The sequence below is a fragment of the Variovorax sp. J22R115 genome (assembly GCF_030317005.1).
GTDB lineage: Bacteria > Pseudomonadota > Gammaproteobacteria > Burkholderiales > Burkholderiaceae_C > Variovorax.
In genome coordinates this window covers 537,094-549,923 of sequence record NZ_JASZYM010000001.1, presented here as the reverse complement: position 1 = coordinate 549,923, position 12,830 = coordinate 537,094, and the positions used below count along the sequence as shown (strand labels likewise).

At 68.3% G+C, this 12,830-nt stretch carries 14 protein-coding genes; 9 read left to right on the top strand and 5 right to left on the bottom strand.

Features of this window, described 5'->3' with window-relative positions; all coding sequences use genetic code 11:
* Window positions 1-193: 193 nt before the first annotated feature.
* From QTI04_RS02420 to acs, 9 genes are all read left to right on the top strand, one after another.
* Window positions 194-1,567: an SLC13 family permease gene (locus QTI04_RS02420; RefSeq protein ID WP_286603888.1), complete on the top strand. Its 1,374-nt coding sequence runs from the start codon at window positions 194-196 to the stop codon at window positions 1,565-1,567.
* A gap of 39 nt (window positions 1,568-1,606) precedes the next feature.
* Window positions 1,607-3,289, top strand: coding sequence for a malonate decarboxylase subunit alpha (gene mdcA / locus QTI04_RS02415; protein ID WP_286614045.1), 1,683 nt, complete (start codon window positions 1,607-1,609; stop codon window positions 3,287-3,289).
* A 14-nt stretch (window positions 3,290-3,303) separates the two neighbouring features.
* Entirely contained in the window at window positions 3,304-3,636 is a 333-nt protein-coding gene (gene mdcC / locus QTI04_RS02410) for a malonate decarboxylase acyl carrier protein (protein ID WP_286614044.1), read from the top strand.
* Window positions 3,633-4,511, top strand: a complete 879-nt coding sequence (locus QTI04_RS02405) for a biotin-independent malonate decarboxylase subunit beta (RefSeq protein WP_286614043.1) — start codon at window positions 3,633-3,635, stop codon at window positions 4,509-4,511. The genes mdcC and QTI04_RS02405 overlap by 4 nt, the downstream gene beginning before the upstream one ends.
* Window positions 4,512-4,525: 14 nt before the next feature.
* Entirely contained in the window at window positions 4,526-5,227 is a 702-nt protein-coding gene (locus QTI04_RS02400; RefSeq protein ID WP_286603883.1) for a biotin-independent malonate decarboxylase subunit gamma, read from the top strand.
* 14 nt (window positions 5,228-5,241) lie between these two features.
* Window positions 5,242-5,925 carry a malonate decarboxylase holo-[acyl-carrier-protein] synthase gene (mdcG, locus tag QTI04_RS02395; protein ID WP_286614042.1) on the top strand — a complete coding sequence of 228 codons (684 nt, stop codon included), beginning with the start codon at window positions 5,242-5,244 and terminating at the stop codon, window positions 5,923-5,925.
* A complete protein-coding gene (gene mdcB, locus QTI04_RS02390) occupies window positions 5,922-6,785 on the top strand; it encodes a triphosphoribosyl-dephospho-CoA synthase MdcB (protein ID WP_286614041.1) in 864 nt (287 codons plus the stop codon). Before mdcG ends, mdcB begins: the two co-directional genes overlap by 4 nt.
* Window positions 6,782-7,690: an ACP S-malonyltransferase gene (locus tag QTI04_RS02385; protein ID WP_286614040.1), complete on the top strand. Its 909-nt coding sequence runs from the start codon at window positions 6,782-6,784 to the stop codon at window positions 7,688-7,690. The genes mdcB and QTI04_RS02385 overlap by 4 nt, the downstream gene beginning before the upstream one ends.
* 116 nt (window positions 7,691-7,806) lie before the next feature.
* Window positions 7,807-9,705, top strand: a complete 1,899-nt coding sequence (gene acs / locus QTI04_RS02380; RefSeq protein ID WP_286614152.1) for an acetate--CoA ligase — start codon at window positions 7,807-7,809, stop codon at window positions 9,703-9,705.
* 61 nt (window positions 9,706-9,766) lie between these two features.
* Here the strand turns inward: acs and QTI04_RS02375 are convergent, their stop codons facing one another.
* The 5 genes from QTI04_RS02375 to QTI04_RS02355 form a co-directional block, all read right to left on the bottom strand.
* Window positions 9,767-9,994 (bottom strand): hypothetical protein, encoded by a 228-nt coding sequence (locus QTI04_RS02375; RefSeq protein WP_286614039.1) that lies wholly within the window; start codon window positions 9,992-9,994, stop codon window positions 9,767-9,769.
* A 133-nt stretch (window positions 9,995-10,127) separates the two neighbouring features.
* Entirely contained in the window at window positions 10,128-11,207 is a 1,080-nt protein-coding gene (locus QTI04_RS02370; protein WP_286614038.1) for a TAXI family TRAP transporter solute-binding subunit, read from the bottom strand.
* A gap of 29 nt (window positions 11,208-11,236) precedes the next feature.
* The gene (locus tag QTI04_RS02365; RefSeq protein WP_286614037.1) at window positions 11,237-11,950 is read right to left on the bottom strand and encodes a hypothetical protein; all 714 of its coding nucleotides are present in this window, start codon (window positions 11,948-11,950) and stop codon (window positions 11,237-11,239) included.
* A gap of 336 nt (window positions 11,951-12,286) precedes the next feature.
* Complete coding sequence (locus QTI04_RS02360; RefSeq protein ID WP_286604495.1) at window positions 12,287-12,568, bottom strand: hypothetical protein; 282 nt, start codon at window positions 12,566-12,568, stop codon at window positions 12,287-12,289.
* A 61-nt stretch (window positions 12,569-12,629) separates the two neighbouring features.
* Window positions 12,630-12,803 (bottom strand): hypothetical protein, encoded by a 174-nt coding sequence (locus tag QTI04_RS02355; protein ID WP_286614036.1) that lies wholly within the window; start codon window positions 12,801-12,803, stop codon window positions 12,630-12,632.
* Between the last annotated feature and the right edge of the window lie 27 nt (window positions 12,804-12,830).

The window sequence follows — 12,830 nt, the reverse complement described above, 5'->3', positions numbered from 1 at the left end:
AGTCTTTTTTCCCGACACACTTTATCTATGCGATCACACCCACGACTGATCGTTCGGGTTAACCCGCGATCGTTTCAGTTGGCGTAAGGGTCGGCGAGGCCGCTTCATTGATCGTCCCGGCGGGGGTGCGTAATGTCCGTACCCAGACGTGCAGCCATTGCGCGTCGCACCCCCAACCTCCGGAGACGCATTGATGAGTTCTCATTGGATTTCGATTTACGCGCTGATCGGCATGTTCGTGCTCGCGACCGTGCTGCCGATCAACATGGGCGTGATCGCCTTCGTCGGCGCGTTCCTGGTCGGCACGCTGGTCGCCGGCATGAACGCCAAGGCCATCATGGGCGGCTTTCCCGCCGACCTGTTCCTCACGCTGGTCGGTATCACCTACCTCTTTGCGCTCGCACAGAACAACGGCACGATCGACTGGCTCGTCAAGCTCGCGGTGCGCGCCGTGCGCGGGCGCATCGCCGCCATTCCGTGGATCATGTTCTTCATCGCCGCGCTGCTCACGGCCGTGGGCGCGGTCAGCCCGGCCGCGGTGGCCATCATTGCGCCGATCGCGCTGGGCTTTGCGGCCAAGTACGGCATCAACCCCCTGCTCATGGGCCTGATGGTCGTGCACGGCGCGCAGGGCGGCGGCTTCTCCCCGATCAGCATCTACGGTGGCATCACCAACAAGATCGTGGCCCGGGCCGGCCTGCCGCTCAACGAGATGGCGACCATGCTGGCAAGCCTCGGCGTCAACCTGGCCGTGGCACTGCTGTTGTTCTTCATGTTCGGCGGGATGAAGCTGGTTCGCCAGAAGGCCGACCCCACGGGCGCCATGCCGGCCGTGCCCCGTGTCGCGCATGGCCAGGGTGGCGCCCAGGTGTATGGCGACGCGGAAGGCGAGTCGTTCTCGGAGGAGCGGCGCACCGCGACACCGGACGACGACTCGCTGATGGACGCATCGCCGGCGACCCCTGCGGAAAAGGGCTCGCGCCTCTACCAGATCGCCACCGTGGGGGGCCTGCTGGCGCTGGCCGTGCTGACGCTGTTCTTCAAGCAGGACATCGGCTTCGTGTCGATCACCATCGGCCTGCTGCTCACCCTGATGGCGCCCAATCTGCAGAAGCGCGCACTGGGACAGGTGTCGTGGCCCGAGATCATGCTGATCGTCGGCGTCAGCACCTACGTCGGCGTCATGGAAAAGATGGGAACGATCGACTTCGTGGGTCACAGCGTGGCGGGCCTGACCTCGCCGCTGATGGCGGCCCTGCTGCTGTGCTTCGTGGGCGCCGTGGTGTCCGCCTTCGCCTCGTCGACCGCGGTGCTGGGCTCGCTGATTCCGCTCGCGGTGCCCTTCCTGCAAGGCGAGGCCGGTGTCAGCGCGATCGGCTTCATCGCGGCGATGGCCGTGTCCTCCACCATCGTCGACGTCAGCCCGTTCTCGACCAACGGCGCGCTCGTGCTCGCCAATGCGAAGGGGGTGGACCGCGACGTGTTCTTCCGGCATCTGATGGTGTACGGCGCCATCGTGACCGTCGTGGCCCCCGTGGTGGTGTGGCTGCTCTTCGTGGTGCTGTAAGGCGCCGCCTTCATCGAACCTGCTCAACGCATTCACCCCATGAACTCCAGCCCCTGGACCTCCAAGGCCGATGACCGCGCCGCCCGGATGGCGCGCGCCGCCGCCGCACTCGGCACGCGGCTCGCCGGCAAGCACGTCGACACCGAAGCCATCGGCACGCTGCTCGAAGCGGTGCTTTCGCCCGGCGACCGCGTCTGCCTCGAAGGCAACAACCAGAAGCAGGCGGACTTCCTCGCGCAGGCGCTCGTGCAGGTCGATCCGCAGCGCGTCCACGGCTTGCACATGGTGCAGTCGGTGCTGGCGCTGCCGGAGCACCTGGACGTGTTCGAGAACGGCGTGGCTTCGCGCCTGGACTTCAGCTTCTCGGGGCCCCAGGGCGCGCGCCTGGCCAAGCTGGTGTCGGGCGGCCGCATCGAGATCGGCGCCATCCACACCTACCTCGAGTTGTTCGCGCGCTACTTCGTCGACCTCACGCCCAAGGTGGCGCTGGTCGCCGCGCATGCCGCGGACGCCGAAGGCAATCTCTACACCGGCCCCAACACCGAAGACACACCGGCCATCGTCGAGGCCACGGCGTTCTCCGGCGGCATCGTGATCGCGCAGGTGAACGAGCTCGTCGACGGCAAGCGCACGACGCTGCCGCGCATCGACATCCCGGCCGACTGGGTGAGCTTCGTGGTGAAGGCACCGCGTCCCAACTTCATCGAGCCGCTCTTCACCCGCGACCCGGCGCAGATCAGCGAGGTCCAGATCCTGATGGCGATGATGGCGATCAAGGGCATCTATGCCGAGTACGGCGTGCAGCGCCTGAACCACGGCATCGGCTTCGACACGGCCGCCATCGAGCTGCTGCTGCCGACCTATGCCGAATCCCTGGGCCTCAAGGGGAAGATCGGCAAGCACTGGGCGTTGAATCCGCACCCCGCCCTGATCCCCGCGATCGAGGCGGGCTGGGTCGAGTCCGTGCACTCCTTCGGCTCCGAGCTCGGCATGGAGGACTACATCCGCGCACGCTCCGACGTGTTCTTCACGGGTCCCGACGGCAGCCTGCGCAGCAACCGGGCGTTCTGCCAGGCGGCCGGCCACTACGCCTGCGACATGTTCATCGGCTCGACCCTGCAGATCGACCTCGACGGCAACAGTTCCACCGCGACGCTGGGCCGCATCTCGGGCTTCGGCGGCGCGCCCAACATGGGCGCCGATGCGCGCGGGCGCCGCCATTCGAGCCCGGCCTGGCTCAAGGCCGGGCGCGAGGCGCGTGCCGGACGCAGTGGCGCCGCCGGCACGCCACGCGGACAAAAGCTCGTGGTGCAGATGGTCGAGACGTTCCGGGAACACATGCAGCCGGCCTTCGTCGACCGGCTCGATGCCTGGACCCTGCAGGAGCAGGCCGCCATGGACCTGCCGCCGATCATGATCTACGGCGACGACGTCTCGCACATCCTGACCGAGGAAGGCATCGCCAACCTGCTGATGTGCCGCAGTGACGCCGAGCGCGAGCAGGCGATCCGCGGCGTGGCCGGCTACACCGCGATCGGCCTCGCGCGCGACCGGCGCGCGGTGGAGAACCTGCGCGACCGCGGCGTGATCCGCCGACCGCAGGACCTCGGCATCGACCCGCGCCAGGCCACGCGCAATCTGCTGGCCGCACGCAGCATGCGCGACCTGGTGCGCGCCTCGGGCGGGCTTTACCAGCCGCCCAAGCGCTTCAGAAACTGGTAGCAGGAGATTCAACGATGAGCGATGTTCCCGCAGGGCTCGAAACCCTGGACTTCTTCTTCTCTGGCGGTCGGCCTGCAGGCGCTTTCGTGCCGGTGCTGGTCGGCGTCGTCGGCTCCGGCAACCTCGAGGTGATGCTCGAGGCGGTCGAGGGCCCCGACTGCGCGGTGCGCGTCGAGACCTCGGCGCGTGGCTTCGGGCCGATCTGGCAGGCCGTGATGAACGACTTCCACGCGCGTCATCCGCTGGCCGGTGTGCGCGTCTCGATCAACGACATGGGCGCCACGCCGGCCGTGGTGAGCCTGCGACTCGACCAGGCCGTGGCCGAGATCACCGGAGGCCAGCCATGATCAGCTTTGCCGAATGCTCCGCGCGCGAGCGCCTGGCGCTGCTGCTCGACCCCGGCAGCTTTCATGAATGGCTGCCGCCCAGCGAACGGGTCACCAGCCCGCATTTGGCGCAGCTCGGCGTGCCCTCGGCCTTCGACGATGGCGTGGCGATCGGCCGCGCGACGCTCGATGGCCACGGCGTGTTCGTGGCCGCGCAGGAAGGCGCGTTCATGGGCGGCGGCGTCGGCGAGGTGCACGGCGCCAAGCTCGTCGGCCTGCTGCAGCGCGCGCAGCGCGACCGGCCGACGGCCGTGCTGATTCTGGCCGAATCGGGCGGCGTGCGGCTGCACGAAGCCAATGCCGGGCTGATCGCGGTGTCGGAAGTGATGCGCGCGCTGCTCGATGTGCGCGCCGCCGGCATCCCGGTGATCGTGCTGATCGGCGGCGCCAACGGCTGCTTCGGCGGCATGGGCATCGTGGCGCGCTGTGCCGACCACATCGTGATGAGCGATGTCGGGCGGCTGGCCATGTCGGGCCCCGAAGTCATCGAAGCGTCGCACGGCGTGGAGGAATTCGATTCACGCGACCGGGCGCTGGTCTGGCGCACGACCGGGGGCAAGCACCGCTGGCTCACCGGGGACTGCGACGCCCTGGTCGAAGACGACGTCGCCGCCTTTCGCGAAGCGGCCATCGCGGCGCTCGGCACGGCGAAGCCGTTGACCCTGGCCGCGCTCGAGGACGAGCACGCGCTGCTCACCCGGCGCCTGCTTGCCCTGCCGGGCGACAACACCGGCCGCGACGAAGCGGTGCTGCTCTGGCGCGCACTCGGCGTCGTCGATGCCGAGCAGGTTCCCGACCTGTCGGTCGACACCGTGCGCGCGCTGCGCGTCATCTAACCCGGGAGCACTACATGCAGTGGAATTCTCTTGTCACCCAGCTGTTCGGCCCCTACCACGGCATGCGCGCCGCGGGCGACTTCCTGCAGGGCGAAGTGATGTTCGAAGGCGAACCGCTCACGGTCATCGGCACCACGAATCACGCGCCGATCGGCGTCAGGCTCGCGCTCGCCCAGGCGCGCGTGGTGCTCGACACGGTCGCGCAGCACCCCGGCCGGGCGATCCTGCTGCTGATCGACACGCAGGGCCAGCAGCTGCGCCGGCGCGACGAGTTGCTCGGCATCAATCGTGCGATGGCGCACCTCGGCGCCAGCATCGACCTGGCACGGCGTCGCGGCCACCGGGTGATCGGACTGGTGTACGACCAGGCCCTGTCCGGCGGCTTCATCACCTCGGGCCTGATCGCCGATGCCTGCTATGCCCTGCCGGACGCCGAGATCCGGGTGATGCGCATTCCCGCGATGGCGCGCGTGACCAAGCTGCCCGAGGAAAAGCTCACGGCGCTGTCGCAGTCCAACCCCGTGTTCGCACCCGGCGTGCAGAACTATGTGGCGATGGGGGGCGTGCGTGCGCTGTGGCAGGGCGACCTGCAGGCCGCCCTGCGCGATGCGCTGGCCCACGCGCCGACCGACGATGTGCGCGCACGAGACGGCGCCGAACGCGGCGGGCGCCAGCTCGCCGCCCCTGTCGTGCAACGCGTGCTGGACGCGGCCTGAGACCGCAGCGCGCCATGGCCTGCCTGCGACGCCACCAACTCGCCCGGCTCACCGACGCCGGCTGGAGCACCCTGCTGCGACGGCCCTGGGACACGCAGGCGCGCGCGTGCCTGACACACTGGGCGACGCATCGTCTGCCGCTGGTGGTGACACGCCAGACGGTAGACGCCATCGACGACGGAGCGATCGCGCTGGGTCTGCCCTCCCCTGCGCAATGGGACCGGCGCCGGCTGGCGCTGCGGCTGCCGCACGCCGCGGTGCTTTGCCTCGACGAGTTTCCGGGCCTCGCCGCGGTGCAAGCGCTGCTGCCACTTTCGGCGCAGCGGCCGGTCCGCGCGCTCCTGGACGCGCTCGACACCGCTGGCGCGACGGCGCACGTCTTCGGCAGCTACGGCTGGCAGGCGATCAGCGGGCTCGCGCACGTGCGGGCGGAGTCCGACCTCGATCTCTGGGTCGCCGTCGACGGGATGGAACAGGCCGATGCCGTCGCGCAGGTGCTCCAGTCCTTCGGCGTCACTCGGCCCCGGCTGGACGGCGAACTCGTCTTCCGAGACGGTGCATCGGTCGCCTGGCGCGAATGGATCGAATGGCGCGCCGGACGCGCGCGCGCCGTGATGGTCAGGCGCCTGGACAGCGTGGCCCTGCAGCGCGACACCGCATGGTGCGAGCGTGCAGAATTGGCGGAGGCGGTCGCATGAAGACAGCGGCACTGCGCCTCCACCGGCAGCCGCAACTCACGCCCGCCGCGATCGGGCGCGCCGCCACGCTCGCACTGCACGACGAGCTGTCGCTGACGCCGAAGCCGGGACTCGTGACATTGATCGACCGCGGCAGCCACGACGACATGGACGCGCACACCTTCGTGCGCAGCCTGTTCTCGCTGCGCCGCTATTTTTCGCAGATCGCCGAAGCCGGATGGGGCCTCGCGGAGTTCGCCGTGCTCGAGCGCTGCGGCATCGCGGCGGAAGCACGCATGCTCGCCGCCACCGGCGGCATCAACACGCATCGCGGGGCGATCTTCATGCTGGGACTGCTGTGCGCCGCGGCGGGCGCGGCCCTGCGCGAGGAAGGCGGGGCACTGCGACCGGAGGCCCTGCGGGGCGCGCTGCGCCGGCATTGGGGCGATGCGCTCGCCAGCCGCAGCCAACGCGCGCCCACGCTGCCCGGCGGCATCGCCGCGCAACGCCTCGGCCTTCGCAGCGCGTCCCAAGAAGCGGCGCTCGCCTTCCCGGTCCTGTTCGACACGGCGCTGCCCGCGCTGACGGCGGCACTGGCGCGCGGCCTGACGCCGCAGCAGGCGCGGCTCGACACGCTGTTCCACACCATGGCCGTGCTGGATGACAGCAATCTCGCGCACCGCGGCGGTCTCGCCGGCCTGCGCTACGCGCAGCGCACGGCGCAGGCGTTTCTGGACCGGGGCGGTGTCGCCCGGCCCGACGGACTGCAGGAGGCGCACGCCATTGCAGGCGAGTTCGTGGCACGGCGCCTGTCGCCCGGCGGCGCGGCCGACACGCTCGCCGCAGCCTGCTGGCTCGCGCGCGTCGGTGGAGGCGCATGAGCTTCGCGCTGCTGTTCTCGGGCCAGGGCAACCAGCATCCGGCGATGCTGCCGTGGCTTGCCGACGATGCCGTCGTGCGCGACATGCGCGCGCGCCTCGGCGTCGCGGACTGGCGCGGCGCGCTGGCCGATCCTGCCTGGGCCGAACGCAACGACAACGCGCAGAGCTTGCTCACCGGCCTCGCGCTGGCAGCGTGGAAGCAACTCGCACCCCTCGTGGCGCCCCCGGCTGCCATCGCGGGCTACAGCGTCGGGGAACTCGCGGCTTTCAGCGCGGCCGGCGTGCTCGAAGCCGGGCCGACCCTCGCGCTGGCGCAGCAGCGCGCCGAGGCCATGGATGCCTGTGCGGCGCAGGCCCCCGGCGGGCTGCTGGCCGTCACCGGTCTTTCCGGGCCCCGGCTGGAACAGCTGTGCGTGGACACCGGCCTCGCACTCGCCATCCGCAACGGCCCGGAGAGCGTGATCCTCGGCGGCCCGAGCGCCGCATTGGGACAGGCCGAGCGCATCGCCTCGCTCGAAGGCGCGCAGTGCACGCGGCTGCGCGTCAACGTCGCCTCCCACACGCCGTGGATGCGCGAGGCGGCGGACCGCTTCGCGCGGGCGCTCGAAAGCGTTTCCTTTCATGCGCCGCAAGTCGCTCTCTTCAGCAATGCGGCGGACCGCATCCGCGACGCAGCCGCTGCCCGGCATGCGCTGGCCGCACAGATCGCCACCACCGTCCGGTGGGACGAGTGCATGGACAACGTCATGGCACGACACATCCACTGCGTGCTGGAGATCGGGCCCGGCCAGGCGCTGGCCCGCATGTGGAACCAGCGCTACCCCACCGTCCCGGCGCGTGCCTGCGACGAATTTCGCAGTGCCGCTGCGGTCGCCGCCTGGCTGACCCGCCATGCCGACCGATGACCGCTATCCGTTTCGATGTCTTAACCCCAGGCCCCAGGAGATTGATCGTGACCCCAAATGAAGCAAAGACCCGTCTGATTCCCGTGCCGGACAGCCGGGACGCCCATGTGTCCGGCATGGCCGCCTACCACCAGCTGGTGGCCGAGGCGGAGGCCGACTACAGCGGCTACTGGTCGCGCCTCGCGCGCGAGTTCCTGAGCTGGAAGACGCCCTTCACCCGAGGTCTCGACGACAGCCAGGCGCCCTTCTTCAAGTGGTTCGAGGACGGCACGCTGAACGTGTCCTACAACTGCCTGGACCGTCAGGTCGAGGGTGGGCTGGGCGACAAGACCGCGATCATCTTCGAGGCCGACGACGGGCAGGTGACGCGGGTCAGCTACCGCGAGCTGCTGGCACGCACCTGCCGCCTGGCGAACGCGTTGAAGGCCCGCGGTGTCAGGAAGGGAGATCGCGTCGTCATCTACATGTCGATGAGCGTGGAGGGGGTGGTCGCGATGCAGGCCTGCGCACGGATCGGGGCCACGCATTCGGTGGTCTTCGGCGGCTTCTCCGCGCAAAGCCTGCGTGACCGCATCCACGACGTCGGCGCGGTGATGGTCATCACCGCCGACGAGCAGGTGCGCGGCGGCAAGCACTTGCCACTCAAGGCCATCGTCGACGATGCGATCGCACTGGGTGGGTGCGAGACCGTGGCCGATGTGCTCGTCTATCGGCGCACCGGCGGCGCGATCGGCTGGGACGCCTCACGCGACCGCTGGCTGCACGAGGAGACGCAGCAACAGCCGGAGACCTGCGAACCCGAATGGGTGGGCGCCGAGCATCCGCTCTTCGTGCTGTACACGTCGGGCTCGACCGGCAAGCCCAAGGGCGTGCAGCATTCCAGCGGCGGCTACCTGCTGCACGCGGCGCTGACCACCCGATGGACCTTCGACCTTAAGCCCGACGACGTGTTCTGGTGCACTGCAGACATCGGCTGGGTCACCGGCCACACCTACATCACCTACGGCCCGCTCGCCCTCGGCGCGACCGAGGTCATGTTCGAGGGGGTGCCAACCTACCCCGATGCGGGCCGCTTCTGGAAGATGATCCAGGACCACCAGGTCAGCGTGTTCTACACGGCGCCCACCGCGATCCGGTCGCTCATCAAGGCCTCGGAAAGCAACGAGGCGGTGCACCCCAAGAGCTACGACCTGTCGAGCCTGCGCATCCTGGGATCGGTCGGCGAGCCGATCAACCCGGCCGCCTGGGAGTGGTACCACGCGCATGTCGGCGGCGGTCGCTGTCCGATTGTCGATACTTTTTGGCAGACTGAAACAGGCGGCCACATGATCACGCCGCTGCCCGGTGCGACGCCGCTGGTGCCGGGCTCCTGCACGCTGACCTTCCCCGGCATCGCGGCGGCGATCGTCGACGAGACCGGCACCGACGTGCCCAACGGCCAGGGCGGCATCCTGGTCGTGAAGAAGCCCTGGCCGAGCATGATCCGCACGATCTGGGGCGACCCCGAACGCTTCAAGGCCAGCTACTACCCGCCTGAACTCAAGGGCTACTACCTCGCCGGTGACGGCGCCATCCGCGATGCCGGGACCGGCTACTTCACGATCACCGGGCGCATCGACGACGTGCTCAATGTCTCGGGGCACCGCATGGGCACGATGGAGATCGAATCGGCGCTGGTGTCGTGCACGGAACTCGTGGCCGAAGCCGCCGTGGTCGGCCGTCCCGACGAGACGACGGGCGAGGCGATCTGCGCCTTCGTCGTCCTGAAGCGCGCACGGCCCGAAGGTGAAGAGGCCCGGAAGATCGCCAACGAGCTGCGCAACTGGGTGGCCAGGGAAATCGGGCCGATCGCGAAGCCCAAGGACATCCGCTTCGGTGACAACCTGCCGAAGACGCGCAGCGGCAAGATCATGCGCAGGCTGCTGCGCTCTGTCGCCAAGGATGAAGCCATCACGCAGGACACCTCCACGCTGGAGAACCCGGCCATCCTGGAACAGCTGGCGCAAAAGAACTGAGCGCGCCGGTCAGGCCGTGGACCTCGAGGCGGCTGCAGCCTACCGCCGCCTGCAACTCGACTCAGGCGCCTCGCGCACTCGTAGCGAACGCCGCCGCGCGGAACTCCGCGGCCAGGGCCGGTTGGCTGCTCTGATAGCGGTCTGCCAGCGCATCGAGCTGGGCCGCCGTCCGGGCACTGGCGAGACGCTTGAAGAGACTCCAGGCCGACGCCAGCGGGTGACGCCCCTGGCCCCGATCGGCATCACGAGAAACGCGACCTTTCGAGCCGCTGACAGACTGGTCCAGCATGAGGGTTCCCTTGAGTTTTCGCATGCCAATTGGCATGGGTCGATTATAAGGGTTTACCCTAGTTTCTGCTGACGTGGGCGCGGCCGCGCGTCGGGACGCGGCTTCCTGCACTGCCAGCTTCGCTCTTGCCAGCTCAGCTCTTGCAAATGCCGAGCACCACTTCCTGCTCGGTGCAGTTGCGCGTTGGTGCCTGCGTCTTGGTCGAGGTCGGCGTCGGCGTGTTGAGGCTCCTCTGGCCGGCAATGCACGCACGCAAGCGCTTTTCCATCGGGCCGTAGTAGCGCCACCCTTGGCTCAGCGCAGGGAGCTCGAGCTTCACCTGCTTCCACTTGGGATGCCCGTTGGCCTGGAGCTTGTCGAAGTTGGTGCACAGCGACTCGGCAAACCGGGCGAGATTGCCGACGGTCGACTGCAGACCGTAGTCATAGGTGACCAGGTAGGCCTTCACCGTGAGGGTCGGCGTGTCGGCCGTGAGCCATGTGGGGTAGCTCGTGGCGCGGATGGCCGCGGGAAAGTAGGTCTTCTTCGCGCGCGCCGATTCAGGTGCCGACTCGTCCAGCTTCAGGATCTTGATGAACTTGCGCGCCTCGGGCTTCATGTCCGCGAACAGCTTGGCCGGCTGTCCGGCCACGATGATGGCGACGTCGATCGTCTTGTCCACGGTGAGCTTGACCAGCGCATCCTCGTTCGTCAGGTACTGCGCGTTCGCAGCCGATATCGGCTCCTCGAACATCAGCTGATAGAGCGTTCTCGCCGTGAGTGCCGTGCCGCTGCCCAACGGGCCGACGCTGATCTTCTTGTTCTTGATCTCGTGGATGGATTCCAGCGGCGAGTCCGCGCGGGCGACGAAGTAGATCTCCTCGTCATAGAGCGGCATGATCAGACGCAGCGGTCGAATGATGTTGCCGGCATCGGCGTTGCCCGCCTTCGCTTCGTCCAGGAAGGCCTGGTACACGTCGGACTGCACCAGCGCCAGCTTCACCCCCGGTTCGAAGCGCATGCGCTGCACGTTCTCCGCCGAGCCCTTGGACTCCAGGACTTCCAGGTCGATGCCCGCAGGATCGGCCACCCACTTGGCAAGGTCGTTGCCGATCTGGATGTAGGTGCCGGTCTTCGAAGCGGTGACGATCTTGTACTCCGCCCTCGGCGCAGCGGCTGCGGACGACAGGAAGATCATCCCCACCAGCACCGTCAGTAGGGTTGTGATTCGCATGCTGGCTCCAATGAAGAAAGTTTCGGACGTCACGGCTGCGGGCACATCGCCAGAGCGGCCAGTGCCTCGCTGCACCCCTCCTGCTTCGGCTCCGACACGCTCATCTCGGGTGCAGGGCCCGCCGCCATCTGCGGCGTCCCAGGCGAAACGGCCGGTGCTGCGGGCACCGACGGCTCACCCAGTCCGAGCGCGATGGCCACTTCCGAGGCGGTGTCTCGTGGCCGATCACGGGTGTCGGCTTGCGGCGGCCGTGCGGCTGGCGCTCGCCCTTGCACTTGCACTTGCACTTGCAGTGGACGGTCGAGCGTCCCCCCGGAATTCAGGACACCGGGCGCCAGATCAGCGGACCGCAGGTCGCTGCCGACCAGAGCGCCTTGGATCTGCTGCTCCACGCTCGCCCTGAGCGTGTCGAGATCGAGGTTGCGGCCCAGCACGAGCGTCAGCAAGACCACCAGCGACACCACGCCGATCGCCAGGCGAAGCGCGATCACGGAGCTGCCTGCCCGGTGACCCGGTGCACTGCCTTCCAGCAATCGCCTGAGTCCGAAGGCGTCCGGGCGGTTGAGCGCCGACTCCGGCCTCGCTGCCTCATTGGCCGCGTTCGTCGGAGCGTACAGCGCGAGCGCCGTGGCTTCGCCTGGCTGCACCGTGTCCGCGAAATCCACCTCGACCGGCGCTGCACGCGCTGTGGATGGAGCGCGATTCGGGCCGCTGGCTGGCTGCGCCTCGCCCATGCCATCCATTTCCAACTGATCGCTTCCGCAAAAGCGACAGAACCGATCGTCCTCCTGCACCAGCTCCTGGCAATGCTTGCAGGGCAGAAAGCACGCCGTGTCCGAAAATTCGGCCAGGCTCACGGCAGCCTGGCGGTTACCTATGACGTTCCACATTGAACGGTGACCGCTTGCCCGCTGGCGACAGTCTTCGAACGAGCTCTCATGGCATTCCTCCCGAACTGCGGCCGCGAATCCCAGCCGAGTTCCAATGTAGTGCCAAAGGAAACACGAAGCCAGCGCGCCGTGGCTCTTCGCTTGGCCTATGCCATATGGCGAGCGCGCGATCCAGGCCCACGCTCGCGACTAGAACGGATCACCCTGCAACAAGCTCGTCTTGCCGTTGAAGCTGAGTTCACAGCGGTCCTTGAAATCCAGGATCTTCGTTCTCCGGCCTTCCGCCAGATTCACCAGGTAGTACACCGCCTCCTCGTGCTTCAGCCAGGTGGTGGCGACGAGCTTCGGCGGACTCGATTCCAGGTCGATGGCGGCGTACCGCCCCGCCGAATGTCGGCTGAATCCGACCGGGATTTCGATGCCGGCTTCCCTGCAATAGGCCTCGATCTTCGCCTTGTATCGTTCGAACATCGCCGCTCCCAGTAGGTCGAGATGAGTCTGCGTTCAATGGCCACTGCGCCGTCGGGCCGCCTTACGAACGCTGCGGTTTCGGGCCGCCGAGCGGATCGGCCTCGTCCGATGCTTTCGCGGCGGAAGCCTCCTCTTCCTCGAGCCCAGCGGCCCGGTTTTCGGCTTCGGTCGGAGCGACCACCGGCAGCGGAGCGATGTCAGGGTCGATGTCTGGCGGTCGTCGGGCAATGGGCATGGTGCTTCCCTCTTGAGAGCCCCGACC